The sequence below is a fragment of the Rhodopseudomonas palustris genome (genome assembly GCF_003591005.1).
In the GTDB taxonomy this organism is placed as follows: Bacteria; Pseudomonadota; Alphaproteobacteria; order Rhizobiales; family Xanthobacteraceae; genus Rhodopseudomonas; species Rhodopseudomonas palustris_K.
This window is the reverse complement of the sequence record NZ_QYYD01000009.1, coordinates 23,664-40,911: the sequence shown is the minus strand read 5'-3', so window position 1 is coordinate 40,911 and position 17,248 is coordinate 23,664. Positions and strand designations below refer to the sequence as shown.

Annotated in this window: 12 protein-coding genes and 1 other RNA gene; 10 read left to right on the top strand and 3 right to left on the bottom strand. The window is 66.7% G+C overall.

Features of this window, described 5'->3' with window-relative positions:
* Positions 1 to 52 precede the first annotated feature (52 nt).
* Both D4Q52_RS10285 and D4Q52_RS10280 read left to right on the top strand, forming a co-directional pair.
* Positions 53 to 2,008, top strand: coding sequence for a methyl-accepting chemotaxis protein (locus tag D4Q52_RS10285; RefSeq protein ID WP_119856468.1), 1,956 nt, complete (start codon positions 53 to 55; stop codon positions 2,006 to 2,008).
* Between the two features lie 242 nt (positions 2,009 to 2,250).
* Positions 2,251 to 3,441: an extensin family protein gene (locus D4Q52_RS10280; RefSeq protein ID WP_119856467.1), complete on the top strand. Its 1,191-nt coding sequence runs from the start codon at positions 2,251 to 2,253 to the stop codon at positions 3,439 to 3,441.
* Positions 3,442 to 3,709: 268 nt separating this feature from the next.
* On the opposite strand, the gene D4Q52_RS10270 is transcribed toward D4Q52_RS10280, so the two are convergent.
* Positions 3,710 to 4,348: a TetR/AcrR family transcriptional regulator gene (locus tag D4Q52_RS10270; RefSeq protein ID WP_119856465.1), complete on the bottom strand. Its 639-nt coding sequence runs from the start codon at positions 4,346 to 4,348 to the stop codon at positions 3,710 to 3,712.
* A gap of 184 nt (positions 4,349 to 4,532) precedes the next feature.
* On the opposite strand from D4Q52_RS10270, the gene D4Q52_RS10265 reads away from it, so the two are divergent.
* A complete protein-coding gene (locus D4Q52_RS10265; protein WP_119856464.1) occupies positions 4,533 to 5,774 on the top strand; it encodes an HlyD family secretion protein in 1,242 nt (413 codons plus the stop codon).
* 164 nt (positions 5,775 to 5,938) lie between these two features.
* Positions 5,939 to 7,522: a DHA2 family efflux MFS transporter permease subunit gene (locus D4Q52_RS10260; protein WP_119856463.1), complete on the top strand. Its 1,584-nt coding sequence runs from the start codon at positions 5,939 to 5,941 to the stop codon at positions 7,520 to 7,522.
* Between the two features lie 459 nt (positions 7,523 to 7,981).
* On the opposite strand, the gene rnpB is transcribed toward D4Q52_RS10260, so the two are convergent.
* Positions 7,982 to 8,468: RNase P RNA component class A (rnpB, locus tag D4Q52_RS10255), an RNA gene on the bottom strand.
* A gap of 56 nt (positions 8,469 to 8,524) precedes the next feature.
* Complete coding sequence (locus D4Q52_RS10250; protein WP_425328471.1) at positions 8,525 to 9,388, bottom strand: N-acetylmuramoyl-L-alanine amidase; 864 nt, start codon at positions 9,386 to 9,388, stop codon at positions 8,525 to 8,527.
* Positions 9,389 to 9,866: 478 nt separating this feature from the next.
* On the opposite strand from D4Q52_RS10250, the gene rsmH reads away from it, so the two are divergent.
* The 6 genes from rsmH to mraY all read left to right on the top strand — a co-directional run bounded on the left by rsmH (position 9,867) and on the right by mraY (position 17,234).
* Positions 9,867 to 10,874: a 16S rRNA (cytosine(1402)-N(4))-methyltransferase RsmH gene (gene rsmH, locus D4Q52_RS10245; RefSeq protein WP_119856607.1), complete on the top strand. Its 1,008-nt coding sequence runs from the start codon at positions 9,867 to 9,869 to the stop codon at positions 10,872 to 10,874.
* A complete protein-coding gene (gene ftsL, locus D4Q52_RS10240; RefSeq protein ID WP_182915285.1) occupies positions 10,874 to 11,254 on the top strand; it encodes a cell division protein FtsL in 381 nt (126 codons plus the stop codon). Before rsmH ends, ftsL begins: the two co-directional genes overlap by 1 nt.
* Positions 11,255 to 11,304: 50 nt before the next feature.
* On the top strand, positions 11,305 to 13,017 hold the full coding sequence (locus D4Q52_RS10235) for a peptidoglycan D,D-transpeptidase FtsI family protein (RefSeq protein WP_234831146.1): 1,713 nt from the start codon (positions 11,305 to 11,307) through the stop codon (positions 13,015 to 13,017).
* A gap of 221 nt (positions 13,018 to 13,238) precedes the next feature.
* The gene (locus D4Q52_RS10230) at positions 13,239 to 14,702 is read left to right on the top strand and encodes a UDP-N-acetylmuramoyl-L-alanyl-D-glutamate--2,6-diaminopimelate ligase (protein ID WP_119856606.1); all 1,464 of its coding nucleotides are present in this window, start codon (positions 13,239 to 13,241) and stop codon (positions 14,700 to 14,702) included.
* On the top strand, positions 14,699 to 16,138 hold the full coding sequence (locus D4Q52_RS10225) for a UDP-N-acetylmuramoylalanyl-D-glutamyl-2,6-diaminopimelate--D-alanyl-D-alanine ligase (protein ID WP_119856460.1): 1,440 nt from the start codon (positions 14,699 to 14,701) through the stop codon (positions 16,136 to 16,138). Before D4Q52_RS10230 ends, D4Q52_RS10225 begins: the two co-directional genes overlap by 4 nt.
* A 10-nt stretch (positions 16,139 to 16,148) precedes the next feature.
* Complete coding sequence (mraY, locus tag D4Q52_RS10220) at positions 16,149 to 17,234, top strand: phospho-N-acetylmuramoyl-pentapeptide-transferase (protein ID WP_119856459.1); 1,086 nt, start codon at positions 16,149 to 16,151, stop codon at positions 17,232 to 17,234.
* The last annotated feature ends 14 nt before the right edge of the window (positions 17,235 to 17,248 follow it).

Below are 17,248 nucleotides of genomic sequence, written 5' to 3'. Positions count from 1 at the left end.
GGCGAATGCTGGCGCGCATCGATCGATGCGTGGAAACATGGGGACTGGACGGATGCTGAAATCGATTTCGGCGCGCATGATCGTGGCGATCATGCTGGTGGCGATTGGATCCTGCGCCATGTTGGCGGGCTTCAGCTTCTGGCGCCAGCAGGCGACCATCGAGGTCGCGCTGCAACGCGAGCTGCGCTCCGACTACGCCAACCTGACCGGCGCGATCGAGGCGGAGTCTCGCACCGTGCTGACCGTCAGCGAAGCCTTGGCGGCGGTGCGTCCGGTGAAGGACGCGATCCGCGCCGGCAATCGCGACGCCGCGCTGACGCTGCTCAAGGAAGCGCACGGCAAGACTGCTGCGCGCGGACTCGACCTGATCACGATCCAGGTTCCGCCGTCCACCACCTTCCTGCGCATTCACAAGCCGGACACGTTCGGCGACGACGTCTCGGGCCGCCGCAGGATGGTGACCGACACGCTGTCGCTGTCCAAGTCCCATGGCGGCATCGAGCCGGGTCGCGACAATCTCACCGTGTTCGGGACTGCGCCGATTATCGACGACAAGGGTCTGATCGGATCGATGGATGTCGGCGCGCCGTTCGGCGAGTCGTTCGTGACGCGGATGAAATCGCGGTTCGGCGTCGACGTCGCGATCCTGCAGCCCTCCGCTGAAGGCGCCAAGATCATCGCGTCGTCGATCCCCGGGTTGAAGCCGGATGACGCGGCCGTGCGCCGTGCGATGGGCGGCGAGCTGGTGATCAGCCGAGGCGAACTCGACGGCAAGGCCGCCGGCATCAGCTTCGGCCAGATCAAGAACTTCTCCGGTGCCCCGGTGGCCGTGCTGCAGATCGTCCGCGATGCCAGTGCCTACCAGGCACTGACCACCAGTGCGATGCAGTGGCTGGCACTGGCGACGCTGGCGGCGGCGCTGGCCGCCGCGGCGGTCGCGGTCTGGCTCGGCCGCGGCATGGCCAGGCCGATCGTGGCGCTGGACGGCGCGATGCGCGAGATCAGCCAGGGCCGCCATGCCATCGAGGTGCCGGGCTGCGATCGGCGCGACGAAGTCGGCTCGATGGCGCGTACCGTCGAACTGTTCAAGGAGAGCCTGATCGAGACCGAGCGGCTGCGCGCCGCGCAGGACGAGCAGCGCGTCGCCCACGAGAACGAGCGCCGCGCCACCATGCTCGAACTGGCGGCCCGGTTCGAGTCGAGCGTCGGCAGCGTGGTCGATCTGGTCGGCTCGGCTGCCACCGAACTGCGCGGGACCGCGGATTCGATGGCCGGCACCGCGACCGAATCCGAGCGGCGCATCAGCGCCGCCACCACGGCCTCGGCCGAAGCGACGTCGAACGCGCAGGCGGTCGCGGCCGCGGTCGAAGAGCTCGATGCCTCGATCGCCGAAATCGGAAAGCATGTCGATCAGTCCGCGCAGGTCGCCGGGCAAGCGGCCGGGCAGGCCAGCCGCACCAACGACGAGGTCAAGGGGCTGGCGGACGCCGCGCAGAAGATCGGCGAAGTGGTGACGCTGATCAGCGATATCGCGTCACAGACCAATCTGCTGGCGCTCAACGCCACGATCGAGGCGGCGCGCGCCGGCGAGGCTGGCCGCGGCTTCGCGGTGGTGGCGGCCGAGGTCAAGGCGCTGGCCGAGCAGACCTCGAAGGCGACCGAGGAAATCTCCTCGCAGGTCGGCGCGATCCAGCTGGCGACGCAGAGCTCGGTGACGGCGATCGAAGGCATCACCATGATCATCGGCCGCGTCAATGAAATCGCCACGGCGATTGCCAGCGCGGTGCGCGAGCAGGGCACCGCGACGCGCGAGATCGCCCACAACGTCGCCGAGGCGGCGCGGTCGACCGGCGAGGTGTCCAGCAACATCGTGCACGTCAGCGACGCCGCGCGCGAGACCGGTGTCGCCGCCAGCCAGGTGGTCGACGCCGCGACCGAGCTGTCGCACACCGGCGAGGCGCTGAAGGCTCAGGTGCAGGCGTTCCTGCGCGAGGTGCGGTCGGCGTAGGACACCTAGCGTTCGAGCAATACACACAGCACTCGTCATGCCCGGGCTTGTCCCGGGCATCCACGCCTTCGGGCCGAAGTTTTAGACACAGGCGTGGATGGCCGGGACAAGCCCGGCCATGACGCCGAAATTGAGCGCGAACGTCGGCCAACTAACAAGTTCCGCCGCACCGACTTATAGTTAACACCGACTAACGCGATACCATTCAATTCTCATTAATCAGATTGAGCGAATGTGCGCGCATGACGCGCGGAGTTCGTTTGTATCTCGTCGGCTCCTTCGTCCTCGTCTCGCTTGCTGGCTGCGGGCGCGGTCTGTTTCAGACCGCCGAACGCGAACCGTGGCGCACCGAGGCCGAAGTCGCATGTCTCAAATCGGGCGCCGTCAAGGAGACGCCCGAACTGGTCCGGATCGATCCGATCTCAGGACCGGGCGTGTGTGGCGCCGAATTTCCCCTCAAGGTCGCGGCGCTCGGAGAGAGCAGCGCGCTCGGCTTTGCCAACGACCTCCGGCCGCCGGCCGCGATCGGCGGCGCAAGCCAGCCGCGTTGGCCGGGCGCGCAGCAGACTTACGCGCAGCCGCGCAGCTATCCGCCGCAACAGCCGTCCTACGGCGCCGCGCCGACCGGCTATGGCGCGAATGCCGCCTATGACAATGGCCGCGGCGGACCGGTGTCGCTGAACGCGCCCGGCACCGTGCCGGCCACGGAGGACATCGAGTTGCCGCCGGAGGCCGCGGAGCGTCCGCCGGCCGAGAGCGTCACTGGCTATTCGCGCGCTCCGAACGTCCAGCCGCGCTATCCCGAAGAGCAGCAGCCGCTGCCGCGGCTTGGCCCGTCGCAGGGCAACGTCACCGGCTCGGTCGGCCCGGTCGCCGTCAAGCCGGCCGCGACGCTGGCGTGTCCGATCGTGTCGGCGCTCGATCGCTGGCTGGCGGAATCGGTGCAGCCCTCGGCGATGCGCTGGTTCGGCGTCCGCGTGGTCGAGATCAAGCAGATCTCGGCATATTCCTGCCGCGGCATGAACGGCAATCCGAATGCGCATATTTCGGAGCATGCGTTCGGCAATGCGCTGGACATCGCCGCCTTCGTGCTCGCGGACGGCCGGCGCATCACCGTCAAGGGCGGTTGGAAGGGGCTGCCGGAGGAGCAGGCGTTCCTGCACGACGTGCAGAACTCGGCCTGCGGCATGTTCACCACGGTGCTGGCGCCGGGATCGAACATTTATCACTACGACCACATCCACGTCGACCTGATGCGCCGCAAGAGCGCGCGCAGCATCTGCAAGCCGGCCGCTATCCCGGGCGAAGTCGTCGCGGCGCGGCTGCAGCAGCGTAACGGCTACGCGTCGGGCGGCTTCAACGGCCCGACCGGCTCGATCGGCCGCCCCTCGGCCCGCAAGGTCGTCAGTCGCGACGAGGCGGAAGACGATTAGCCTGAGGGCTGAGCCGAACTCTAGCCGAGATTTCAACCGCGCTTGAGCTCGGTTCAATCGCTCACTAACTCCGTCATGGCCGGGCTTGTCCCGCCTGCGCGGCCGAAGCCGCTTCGGCGCGGCGAAGGCCCGGGCATCCACGCCTTTCCTGCATCTCCGGCCGCAAGGCGTGGATGCCCGGCACAAGAGCCTGTGCTCGGGCCGGCGAAGCCGGACCCGAGTGCCGGGCATGACGTGTGGTTAGGATTGTACCTGAGATCTTACGTAATCAGTTGACGCCCGGCTTCGCCCGATAGGTCGCCAAAAACATCCGGGTCGCGCTGTCGACTACTTCGGCGATGCGTTCGGGGGAGGGGGCGTCGCTCATCTGGAAGATGAAGGGCAGAAACAGCGTCGCCTGGCACAGCTTGGTGAATTGCGCCGCGGCGAGATGGCAGTCGTCGATCTGCAGCGTGCCGGCCTGCACCTGCTGTTCGAGATAGCGCGTGAACTTGCCGAGCGAATTGGCGATCACCCGCTCGTAGTAACGCTGGCCGACCTCCGGCATCCGTTCGGCGATCGCCATCACGGTGCGGATCGCCGAGGCGCCGCGCGGGTCGCAGAGCAGCTTGATGTAGGCGGCACCGAATACTTTCAGCGAGGTCTCGACGTCGCGGGTCGGCACGAACTCGAACGCCGACATGCCCTGCGCCAGGCTCTCCTGCTCCATGATCGCGCAAAACAGCGAGGTCTTGTCGGCGAAATAGACGTACAGGGTGCCCTTCGACACGCCGGCTGCACGCGCGATCTCGCCCATGCTGGCGCCGTCGAAGCCGTGCTCGAGAAACACGGTACGGGCGCCCTTGACGATCTGGCGCCGCTTGGCGCTGTCGTCGTCGGAGCCGGGGAGGGTGGCAGGCGCAACCATAGGTTCAGCTTGTCCGAAAAAGTGATCAGCGCTACGGCCTGTGAGCACAAAGCTTGGGCAGCGCTGCTAGGGTTTGCACAGTAGGCTACCTTGACCGAACCGTTCGGTCAATTTAAATGAGAGTAGCTGTCGGGGCGAAATCCCGCCAGGTGCTCAGGTGTGAGCCAGTCAGGGAGACGCATTCATGTCCGGTCGCGACCAAGCTGCTGCCCGCGTGATCAGGCCAGAGCCTCAACCGGATGCAGTCGTTCCCCCGTCCGAACGCGACGCGGCGGCTCTCGAGCCTCGCAAGCTGCCGCATGAAGAGTCTTCGTTGAAGCTCGCCGGGCTGCCGCAGGATGATGCCGACGAGCCGATCGCCGCAGCCGCGCCGGCGGCGGCGGTGAAGAAGCCGAAGCGCAAGCGGATGGTGCTGCTCGGCGTCGCGCTCGCGGTGCTGGCCGCGGCCGCTTACTTCGGCACGCAATACATGCTGGTCGGCCGCTTCATGGTGTCGACCGACGACGCTTACGTCCGTGCCAATAACACCACGCTCGGCGCCCGCGTCGCCGGCCATATCGCCGCGATCCTGCCGGGCGACAACACGCTGGTGAAGGCCGGCGACGTCGTGTTCAAGATCGACGACGGCGACTACAAGATTGCGGTCGACAGCGCGCGCGCCAAGATCGCCACCCAGCAGGCGACCATCGAGCGCATCGGCCGCCAGGTGATCGCGCAGCAAAGCGCCGTCGAGCAGGCCGAAGCGCAACGCAACTCCGCCGAAGCCGCCGCCAAGCGCGCGACGCTCGATTTCGACCGGCAGCAGGCGCTGAGCACCAAGGGCTTCGCCTCGCGCGCCGTGTTCGAGACCTCGCAGGCCAGCCGCGACCAGGGCGTCGCCTCGGTCGCCGCCGCCAAGGCGGCCTACGACGCCGCGCGCGACAATGTCGAAGTCACCAAGGCGCAGCAGAACGAGGCCCGCGCCCAGCTCGCCGAGCTGCAGAGCGCGCTGGCCAAGGCCGAGCGCGACCTCGAATTCACCAATGTGCGCGCCCCCGTCACCGGCACGTTCTCCAACCGCATGGTCAACACCGGCGACTACATCAATGCCGGCCAGCGGCTCGCCAACATCGTCCCGCTCGACGGTGTCTATGTCGACGCCAACTTCAAGGAAACCCAGCTTGCGCGGCTGAAGCCCGGCCAGACCGTCGACGTCTCGGTCGACGCTTACTCCGGCCGCAAGATCGAGGGCACGGTGGAAAGCCTGGCGCCGGCCGCCGGGCAGGTGTTCACGCTGCTGCCGCCCGACAACGCCACCGGCAACTTCACCAAGATCGTGCAGCGCGTCCCGGTCCGCATCCGCGTCCCCGCCGACGTCGCCCGCGAAGGCCTGCTGCGCGCCGGCATGTCGGTGTATGTCAAGGTCGATACGCGGACCGGGAAGTAGGCGCCGGCTGGCATTAGCCACCGACTAGCACGAAGCATACACCACGCGTCATTGCGAGGAGCGAAGCGACGAAGCAATCCAGTCTCTGCACTGCGGCTCTGGATTGCTTCGCTTCGCTCGCAATGACGGATAGGGCTTTCCAGGTCGCTTTTTAAGGACGTCCGATGTCGGCATCGACCACCGCAACTGCCGGAGCTGTGCCGCAGGCGCCGTCGGAGCATGTGCCGGCGAGCCGGCTGATCGCCTTCATGATCATGGTGTTCGGCATGTTCATGTCGATCCTGGACATCCAGATCGTCTCGGCATCGCTGTCCGAAATCCAGGCCGGCCTGTCGGCGTCGTCGTCCGAAGTCTCCTGGGTCCAGACCTCGTATCTGATCGCAGAAGTGATCGCGATCCCGCTGTCCGGCTTCCTGTCGCGCGCCCTCGGCACGCGCAACCTGTTCGCGATCTCCGCCGCCGGCTTCACCTTCGCCAGCCTGATGTGCGGCTTCACCTCGTCGATCGCCGAGATGATCGTGTGGCGCGCGATCCAGGGCTTCCTCGGCGCCGGCATGATCCCGACCGTGTTCGCTTCGGCCTACACGGTGTTTCCGCGCTCTAAGTTCAACCTGGTCGGGCCGATCATCGGCCTTGTCGCGACGCTGGCGCCGACCATTGGTCCGACGGTCGGCGGCTACATCACCGATCTGATGTCGTGGCACTGGCTGTTCTTCATCAACGTCGTACCCGGCATCGGCATCACGCTCGGCGTGCTGGCGCTGGTCGATTTCGACGAGCCGCATTACGAATTGCTCGATCATTTCGACTGGTGGGGGCTCGGCTTCATGGCCGGCTTCCTCGGCTCGCTCGAATACGTGCTGGAAGAGGGCCCGCGCAACGACTGGTTCGGCGACGAGTCGATCTTCATCTTCGCCATCGTCTGCGTGGTCTGCGGCGTCGGGTTTTTTGCGCGGGTGTTGACCGCGCGCGAGCCGATCGTCGACATCCGCGCCTTCACCAACCGCAATTTCGCGTTCGGCTGCCTGTTCTCGTTCTGCGTCGGCATCGGCCTGTACGGCCTGACCTACATCTATCCGCGCTACCTCGCCGAAGTGCGCGGCTACAGCGCGCTGATGATCGGCGAGACGATGTTCGTCTCCGGCATCGCGATGTTCCTGTCGGCGCCGCTGGTCGGCCGGCTGATGACGCTGATCGACATGCGCATCCTGATCGCGGTCGGCCTCCTGCTGTTCGCCGGCGGCACCTGGCAGATGACATGGATCACGCGCGACTTCGATTTCTACGAATTGTTGTGGCCGCAGATCTTCCGCGGCGTCGGCATGATGATGGCGATGGTGCCGGTCAACAACATCGCGCTCGGCACGCTACCGCCGGACCGCGTCAAGAACGCCTCCGGCCTGTTCAACCTGACCCGCAACCTCGGCGGCGCGCTCGGCCTCGCCCTGATCAACACCATCCTCGACGGCCGCACCGACTTCCACATCTCGCGGCTGCACGACAAGGTGAATTGGGGCAACGCGCAGGCGGTCGACTTCCTTAACACGCTGACCCAGCGCTTCCAGGGCATGGGCGACGCCTCGATGATGGCGCTGAAGCAATTCAACCAGATCGTCCACCGCCAGGCCGTGACGATGAGCTTCGGCGACGCGTTCTTCCTGCTGACGTTCTTTTATATCGGGCTGAGCACGCTGGTGGTGTTGGTGGCCAAGCCGGGAAACCCAGCGGCGGCGGGGGGCGGGCATTGAGCCGTTTCAGGTTAGCCCCCCCCTCGGGCCTTGCTAATTTGCGGCGGGGGCACACCGTTCGTCATTGCGAGGAGCGAAGCGACGAAGCAATCCATGCTACCTGCGCTGCGCTGGATTGCTTCGCTTCGCTCGCAATGACGGCGGCCCAAATTCAGAGCCGATTATCAACCACTTCGATATGGCTTAGTTAACTCTGAGATCCGTCATGGCCGGGCTTGTCCCGGCCATCCACGCCTTTTCGGCGTTTCCGTCAGCAAGGCGTGGATGCCCGGCACAAGGCCGGGCATGACTCGTGGAAACGAAATTGCCTGGATCTCGAGGCCACATTTCCGGTCAGGCATTCAGGATAACGCCGGTCGTCGGAGTGGCTGCACTGACTCCGTGTAGGTGAGAGTCGTATCAGCTCTCGCGCAGCGAATAGGCGAAGGGCCCGGCGTCTCCGCCGAGCCCTTCATGATGAGTATCAGCCGGCCTGTAAGCCGGGTTCTGGAGGGCAGCGCTCGCGGTGAAGCGGGGCGCTGCGCGACGGCCATTCCTCTGGGACGCTGTTTGCACAGCGCCTCGAGCAACCTACCCGGACGGCGGGTTTGACATCACCCTGCGGAGTTATTGCTGCGAGCAGCAAACTATCCGCGATGCCGTCCCTATTCGGTTTTGCTCCCGGTGGGGTTTACCATGCCGTCTCCGTTGCCGGCGACGCGGTGCGCTCTTACCGCACCTTTTCACCCTTACCCGCCGTCGCAGCTTGCGCTGCTATGGCGCGGCAGGCTCGTGAGCTTGTCGCGCCGAAGCCCCGAAGGGGCGTAGGCGGGCGGTTCGTTCTCTGTGGCACTTTCCCTGGGGTCGCCCCCGCCGGACGTTATCCGGCACCGTATGTCGATGGAGCCCGGACTTTCCTCCCCGGCGGCCTTTCGGCGCTTGCCGGAGCGGCCGTCCGGCCGACTGACGCGGCAAGCCATGCGGGCTGCGCGTGTCGCCGTCAAGGGCGATGGTGGCGCTAGGTCAGCCCAGCGCAGCGGCGGTGCGGACATCTTCCGGCAGTGCGGCCCGCAGCGCCTGTAGCGTCGCCAGCGTCGAGGCGTCGGCAATGCCGTCGACTTTGGCGGGGCGGAAGTGGCGCTGGAAGGCGGTGACCACTTCGGCGGTGGCGTTGTCGTATTTGCCGTTGACGGCAATGCCGTAGCCATAGCCGGCCAGCGCCTGCTGCAGCGCGCGGACGTCGTCGCCGTTGGATCCTGGCCGCAGGGCTTCGCCGGGTTCGATCGGTGCCGGTTCGACGTAATGGCCGACGCCGGAGGCGGCGAGCGAGCGCCACGGAAATTTCTCGCCGGGATCCTTCTTGCGTGCCGGGGCGACGTCGGAATGGCCGAGCACGCGGTGCGGGGCGATGCCGCGGCGGATGATGATGCCGCGGCACAGCGCGATCACCGCGGCGATCTGGCGAAGCGGGAAGTCCGGGTAGCCCCAATCATGACCGCGATTGATAATCTCGATGCCGATCGAGCAGGAATTGATATCCTCTTCGCCGGCCCATTTGGCGATGCCGGCGTGCCAGGCGCGCTTGGATTCCGGCACGCATTGCAGGATGCGGCCGTCCTCGAGCACGACGTAGTGCGCCGACACTTCAGTGCCGGGCTTGCACAGCCGGGTCAGCGCGCCTTCGACATCCGGCATGCCGGTGTAGTGCAGCACGATCATGTCGGGCTGCCGGCCCTTGTTGCGCTCGCCGAAATTCGGCGACGGGATGATGTCGGAGACCACCGACGAATCGGGCAGGAAGCTCTGCATGGCCACGATGCCCTTGGGCAGTGGGATGGCACGTCGTTGTTTCGACTCTGGACCGGCAGACGCGGACGAAGCTGGCATCACACTATCCAAACGGCAAGAGAGCGGCGAGGGCGCCGGCGCGAACACGGCGCAGCGCCGCATTCACTATCCCGGCCATAATCCCGGGCCGCAACGCGTCGCTGTCACGATTTCGACGTTTTCTGTGGAGTGTTGAGGATCAGCATCAGCTAGTTACCGGCGGGGCAAGCGGTTGAAATAGCCCGGCAGACCTGACCATGAGGCGTCGGCGTCAACGGTTTCTTAAGCCTAAGAGACGTTACTGAGGGGTGAAGAGCCACGTCGCCGGGAACGGCCGAGCCCCCTCTGGACAGCCCATAAGCCGATGGCAATCCATCAGATTTCCGCCGGAGCCGCGGGCCAGCCAAGGTCGATGGCCGGACGTCTGGCGCAAATCCGCGTCGAACCGGGAGTTTCGAACCACGATGCACCGGTCGCTTCCGATGTCGCTGCCTTGTTGTACGGCCGCCGCCTGCCGGCGCTGCGAGGCCGGGCGCGCATGACCGGGCAGCGGCCGCATATTCCGGTGCTCGGACCAGAAGCCGTGGACCTGCTGGCGCCGCGGGACGGCGGCGTCTATGTCGACGGTACCTTCGGCGCCGGTGGTTACACGCGGCTGATTCTCGATGCGGCCGACACCAGGGTCATCGCGATCGACCGAGACCGCACGGCGATCGCCGGCGGCTTCGATCTGGTGCAGAGCGCCGGCGGCCGGCTGACGCTGGTCGAAGACCGCTTTTCCAATCTGGCCGAGGTCTGCGCCGCTCAGGGACATGAAACGGTCGACGGCGTGGTGATGGATATCGGCGTGTCGTCGATGCAGGTCGACCAGGCCGAGCGCGGCTTCTCGTTCCGGCTCGACGGGCCGCTCGACATGCGGATGGGCGGCAGCGGACCGAGCGCGGCCGACGTGGTGGCGCGGGCGTCGGAAACCGATCTCGCCAACATCATCTACATCTTTGGCGAGGAGCGCTATTCGCGTCACGTCGCCAAGGCGATCGTCGCGGCCCGCGCCGAGGCGCCGATCACCACCACAAGGGCGCTCGCCGACATCGTCGGGAAGGTGGTGCGCAGCAAGCCCGGCGAGATCCATCCGGCGACGCGGACGTTTCAGGCGCTGCGGATCTTCGTCAACGAAGAGCTCGACGAATTGTATCAGGCGCTGGCCGCGGCCGAGCGCGTGCTGAGGCCCGGCGGCCGGCTTGCCGTGGTGTCGTTCCATTCGCTGGAAGACCGCATCGTCAAGACGTTCTTCGCCGAGCGCGGCCGGGTCGGCGGCGGCTCGCGGCATCTCCCGGAGATGGCGCTGGCGAAGCCGAGCTTCACGGTGCTGACCAAGCGCCCGATCGTCGCCAGCGATGCCGAGATCGCCGCCAATCCGCGCGCGCGCTCCGCCAAGCTGCGCGGCGGCGAACGCACCGCTGCGCCGGCGCATGCGCCGGACGATCTGCCGGGCTGGCCGACGCTGGCGCGTGTCTTGGCGCCGGGCGCGAGGGCCGGCCGATGATGCGCATCATTCATGTGGCGGTGATCTGCATGCTGGTATTCGCAGCCGCCTATGTCTACCGCATCAAGATGGAGTCGACGGTGCGCACCGAGAAGGTGCTGCAGCTGCATTCCGAAGTTCGCAAGGAGCGCGAGGCGATCGCGCAACTGCGCGCCGAATGGGCCAGGCTCGACGCACCCGGGCGGCTGCAGGGCCTCGCCGAGCGCCACCTCAAGCTGAAGCCGATCAACGCCCGGCAGTTCGACCAGCTCAAGAACCTGCCGGAGCGGCCGCCGAGCATCGTCAATCCGGGCGACCCCGATCCGATCGCCTCGATGATCGAGAAGATCGATCCCGACATCATCACCGGATCGTTGCCGGTGCCGGAGCCAGCGCATTGACCGAACCCTCGCTCCCTCTTGTCGGCCATCACGTCAACTGGCGCCGGCGCATGATCCGCAGCCTGATCTACGGCCGCGATGTCGATCGCGACGCCAAGGCGCGCGCGCGCGTCGGGCTGGCGATGATCGCCTTCGCCGGCGTCTACGGCATCATCATGTTCAAGCTGACGATGATCGCCGCGTTCGGCGACAGCCACGGCGCGCGGCGCAGCGGCGGCTCCGACGCGATCGCCACCGCGCGGCCGGACATCGTCGATCGCAACGGCACCATCCTGGCCACCGACGTCAAATCGCCGTCGCTGTTCGGCGAACCGCGCCGCATCATCGATCAGGACGAAGCGGTCGAATTGCTGACGGCGACGCTGCCCGATCTCGAAACGCCGGAAGTGCGCGAGCGGCTGGCGTCGAAGAAGGGCTTCGTCTGGCTGAAGCGCGATATCACGCCGCGGCAGCAGGCCGATATCAAGAAGCTCGGCATTCCGGGCATCGGCTTCTTGCGCGAGAACAAGCGCGTCTATCCGACCGGCCCCGAGGTCTCGCATCTGATCGGCCTCGTCAACATCGACAACCAGGGCATCGCCGGCATCGAGAAATGGCTCGACAATAACGGCCTCGCCGATCTGCATCGCGCCGGCTTCGCCTCGGACCGGCTGCAGAAGCCGGTCGAGCTCGCGGTCGATATCCGTGTCGAGCACGCGCTGCGCGACGAACTGCTCAAGGCCAAGGAGAAGTTCAGCGCCAAGGCGGCGTCGGGTCTGGTCTCCAACGTCAGGACCGGCGAGATCGTCGCGATGGTGTCGCTGCCGGACTTCGATCCGAACAATCCGAAAGAGGCCAACGATCCCGATCGCATCAACCGGCTCACCACCGGCGTGTACGAGATGGGCTCGACCTTCAAGACACTGACGCTGGCGATGGCGCTCGATGCCGGCAAGGCGACGCTGAACTCGATGTACGACGCGCGCGGCCCGCTGCACTACGGCCGGTTCAAGATCCACGACACCCACAATATGGGCCGCGCGATCTCGCTGTCGGAAGTCTTCACCTATTCGTCGAATGTCGGCGCGGCGCGGGTCGCGCTGTCGATGGGCGTCGACGCGCATAAGGCGTTCTTGAAAAAGGTCGGCCAGCTCGACCGGCTGCGCACCGAGCTGCCGGAGAGCGCGTCGCCGATCGTGCCGAAGCGCTGGGGCGAACTCAACACCATCACCATCTCGTTCGGCCACGGCGTCGCGGTGGCGCCGCTGCAGGCGGTGATGGGTATCAACGCCATGGTCAATGGCGGCTATCTGATCCCGCCGACCTTCCTGCGCCGCACCGAAGAAGACGCGCTGAAGATGGCCAAGCGCGTCGTCAAGAAAGAGACCAGCGACAAGATCCGCTATCTGATGCGGCTGAACGCGGAGACCGGTACCGCCAAGACCGCCGACCAGATCGCCAAGGGCTATTATCTCGGCGGCAAGACCGGCACCTCCGAAAAGGTCATCAACGGCCGTTATGCCAAGAAGCAGGTGCTGAACTCGTTCACCGCGGTCTTGCCGATGGACAATCCGCAATATCAGGTGCTGGTGATGCTGGACGAGCCGAAGGCGCTGCCGGAAACCCACGGCTTCATCACCTCGGGCTGGAACGCTGTGCCGACGGGGGGCAACGTCATCGCCCGAATCGCGCCGCTGCTCGGGATCGAGCCACGTTTCGACCTGCCGCCGCCGGACCGCCTCATTCTTGCGGCATCGCGGACGGCCCAGGCGGAACCGCGCTGATTGTTGCGTGGGACGGCGGATACGCCTAAAGGCGCGGTCTGCGCCGTACGTTTTTGCATCGCCGGCTGTCACCGGCGTCCCGAGGGAATTGATGACTCGCCCCGTCATTGCGAGCGAAGCGAAGCAATCCAGGAGCGCCGTGCACGGAAGTGGATTGCTTCGCTGCGCTCGCAATGACGGATGGGGCGAATGGCTACGCGATCCATCAGGCTCCGAGGATGATGAAGCTCAGTAACCTCTTCAGCGATGCGGACGTCGCCGCGATGCCGGCGGAGGCCGCCGGCATCGACATCGGCGGGCTTGCGGTCGACAGCCGCGCGGTGAAGCCGGGCGATCTGTTCTTTGCGCTGGCCGGGGCCAAGACTGACGGTGCGCGGTTCATCGCGGCGGCGCTTGCGGCCGGCGCGGTGGCGGTGGCTGGCGAGCATGCGCCCGCTGATGATCTCGCCGTGCCGTTCGTGACGCTTCACAATGCGCGCCGCGCGTTGGCGCTGGAGGCGGCACGCTTTTATCCAGGACAGCCGCAGGTGATCGCGGCCGTCACTGGCACCAGCGGCAAGACCTCGGTGGCGGCGTTCACGCGGCAGATCTGGCAGCGGCTCGGCTACGCCTCCGCGAGCATCGGCACCATTGGCCTCGTGACGCCGACGCGCAGCGTCTACGGCTCGCTGACCACGCCCGATCCGATCGCGCTGCATCGCTCGATCGACGAGATCGCCGGCGAGGGCATCACGCATCTGGCGCTCGAAGCCTCGTCGCACGGACTCGATCAGTTCCGGCTCGACGGCGTCCGCGTCGCCGCCGGCGGCTTCACCAATCTGTCGCGCGATCACATGGACTATCACCCGACGGTCGCGCACTATCTGGGCGCCAAGCTGCGACTGTTCCGCGATCTGGTGCAGGACGGCGGCGCCGCGGTGATCTCGGCCGATCATGACTGTTCGGCCGAAGTCATCGAAGCCGCACGCAACCGCGGGCTGCGGCTGATCACGATCGGCCGCAACGGCGATCCGGGCGATGGCATCAAGCTGATCGACGCGGCGATCGACGGGGTCGGCCAGAAGCTTCTGATCGAGCATGCCGGCCGCCGCGTCGCGCTCAAGCTGCCGCTGGTCGGCGAATTCCAGATCGAGAACGCGCTGGTGTCGGCCGGTCTGGTGATCGGCACCGGCGGCGATGCGGCGGCGACGTTCGCGGCGCTCGAACATCTCGAAGGCGCGCCGGGGCGGCTCGACCTTGTCGGTGCGCATAATGGCGCGCCGGTGTTCGTCGACTACGCGCACAAGCCGGATGCGCTCGCCAAGGCGCTGCAGGCGCTGCGGCCTTATGCCAAGCGCAAGCTGGTCGTGGTGTTCGGCGCCGGCGGCGATCGCGACGCCGGCAAGCGGCCGCTGATGGGCGCGATCGCCGCCGAGCACGCCGACAGCGTGATCGTCACCGACGACAATCCGCGCAGCGAAGATCCCGCCACGATCCGCGCCGCCATTCTGGCCGCTGCGCCGGGCGCGCGCGAGATCGGCGACCGCGCCGAAGCGATCCGCATTGCGATCGGCGAATTGCAGCAGGGTGACGCGCTGCTGATCGCCGGCAAGGGCCACGAAACCGGGCAGATCGTGCAGGGCACGGTGCTGCATTTCAGCGATCACGAAGCCGCCGCGGCGGCGTTGTCAGCGAGTGCAGCATGAGCAAACAGCCGCTATGGACTTCGGACGCGATGGCGAGCGCGATGCACGCCGCAACCAGCGGCACGCTGCCGCGCGACGTGTTCGGCATCTCGATCGACAGCCGCACGCTGGCGCCGGGCGACGCGTACTTCGCCATCAAGGGCGACGTGCATGACGGCCACGCCTTCGTCGAGGCCGCGCTCAAAGCCGGCGCCGCGCTCGCGGTGGTCGAAGCCGCGCAGCGCGACACCTTCGCCGCCGATGCCCCGCTGCTGATCGTCGACGACGTGCTCGACGGGCTGCGCGGGCTCGGGCGGGCGGCGCGGGCGCGGCTGAGCGGCCAAGTGATCGCCGTCACCGGCTCGGTCGGCAAGACCTCGACCAAGGAGGCGCTGCGCGGCGTGCTCGGCCCGCAGGGCGAGACCCATGCGTCGGTGGCCTCGTTCAACAATCATTGGGGCGTGCCGCTGACGCTGGCGCGCTGCCCGGCAAGCGCGCGCTACGCGGTGTTCGAGGTCGGCATGAACCACGCCGGCGAAATCGAGCCGCTGGTGAAGATGGTGCGGCCGCATGTGGCGATCATCACCACGGTGGAGCCGGTGCATCTCGAATTCTTCTCCGGCATCGAAGGCATCGCCGACGCCAAGGCGGAGATCTTTGCCGGCCTCGAGCCGGGCGGGGCGGCGGTGCTGAACCGCGACAATGCGATGTTCGCGCGATTGAGCGACAACGCCGCCAAGGCCGGCGTGAAGCGCATCGTCTCGTTCGGTGTTGATCCGAAGGCCGAGGCGCGACTGCTCGACGTCGCGCTGCACGCCGATTGCTCGGCGGTGCATGCCAACATTTTGGGCCACGACGTCACCTACAAGCTCGGCATTCCGGGTCGCCACATCGCCATGAATTCGCTGGCCGTGCTGGCGGCGGCCGAACTGGTCGGCGCCGATCTGGCGCTGGCGGCGCTGGCGCTGTCGCAGGTGCAGCCCGCGGCCGGTCGCGGCGTCCGCCGCCCACTCGAGCTTCGTCATGGCCAAGCGACGCTGATCGACGAAAGCTACAACGCCAATCCGGCGTCGATGGCGGCGGCGATCGGCGTGCTCGGCAGCGCGGAGATTTCCGGACAGGGCCGGCGCATCGCCGTGCTCGGCGACATGCTCGAACTCGGGCCGACCGGTCCGGAACTGCATCGCGGCCTCGCCGAGGCGGTGAAAACCCAGGGAATCGACCTGGTGTTCTGCTGCGGGCCGCTGATGCGGCAGCTGTGGGACGCCCTTTCCTCCGGGAGGCGGGGCGGCTATGCAGAGACCGCGGCCGAGCTCGAATCTCAGGTCGTCGCGGCAGTGCGGCCCGGCGACGTGCTGATGATCAAGGGTTCGCTCGGCTCGCGCATGAAAACGATTGTCACCGCGCTCGAGAAGCGCTTTTCCGACAAGGCCGCGCGCGACGATGCTGCGGTGTAAGGCGGCTTGAATGCTCTATTGGTTGGTCGACCTCTCCAGCTCCTTTCCGGCCTTGAACGTGTTCCGCTACATCACCTTCCGCACCGGCGGCGCGGTGGTGACCGGTGCGCTGTTCGTGTTCCTGTGCGGTCCCTGGATCATCGACAATCTGCGGTTGCGGCAGGGCAAGGGCCAGCCGATTCGTTCCGACGGTCCGCAGTCGCATCTCGTCAGCAAGCGCGGCACGCCGACGATGGGCGGGCTGATGATCCTGTCGGGGCTGACGGTCGGCACCATCTTGTGGGCCAACCCGCTCAATCCCTATGTGTGGATCGTGCTGGCGGTGACGCTCGGCTTCGGCTTCGTCGGCTTCTACGACGACTACATGAAGGTCACCAAGCAGACTCACGCGGGCATCTCCGGCCGCACCAGGCTGGCGATCGAATTCGCCATCGCGGGCGCGGCGTGTTTCGCGCTGGTGTGGCTGGGGCGCGGCACGCTGTCGAGCTCGCTGGTGATCCCGTTCTTCAAGGAGGTCGTGCTCAATCTCGGCTGGTACTTCATCATCTTCGGCGCCTTCGTGATCGTCGGCGCCGGCAATGCGGTGAACCTCACCGACGGCCTCGATGGCCTGGCCATCGTGCCGGTGATGATCGCAGCAGCAAGCTTCGGCATGATCGCATATCTCGCCGGCAACGCGGTGTTCGCCGAATATCTGCAGATCAACTACGTCGCCGGCACCGGCGAACTCGCAGTGCTGTGCGGCGCGTTGCTCGGCGCCGGTCTCGGCTTTTTGTGGTTCAACGCGCCGCCGGCCTCGATCTTCATGGGCGACACCGGCTCGCTGGCGCTCGGCGGCATGCTCGGCTCGATCGCGGTGGCGGTGAAGCACGAGATCGTGCTGGCGGTGATCGGCGGGCTGTTCGTGCTCGAGGCGGTGTCGGTGATCGTGCAGGTGGCGTCGTTCAAGCTCACCGGCAAGCGCGTGTTCCGCATGGCGCCGATCCATCATCACTTCGAGCAGAAGGGCTGGACCGAGCCGCAGATCGTGATCCGGTTCTGGATCATCGCGGTGGTGCTGGCGCTCGCCGGCCTGTCGACGCTGAAGCTGCGGTGAGGGAGATGGGGAGG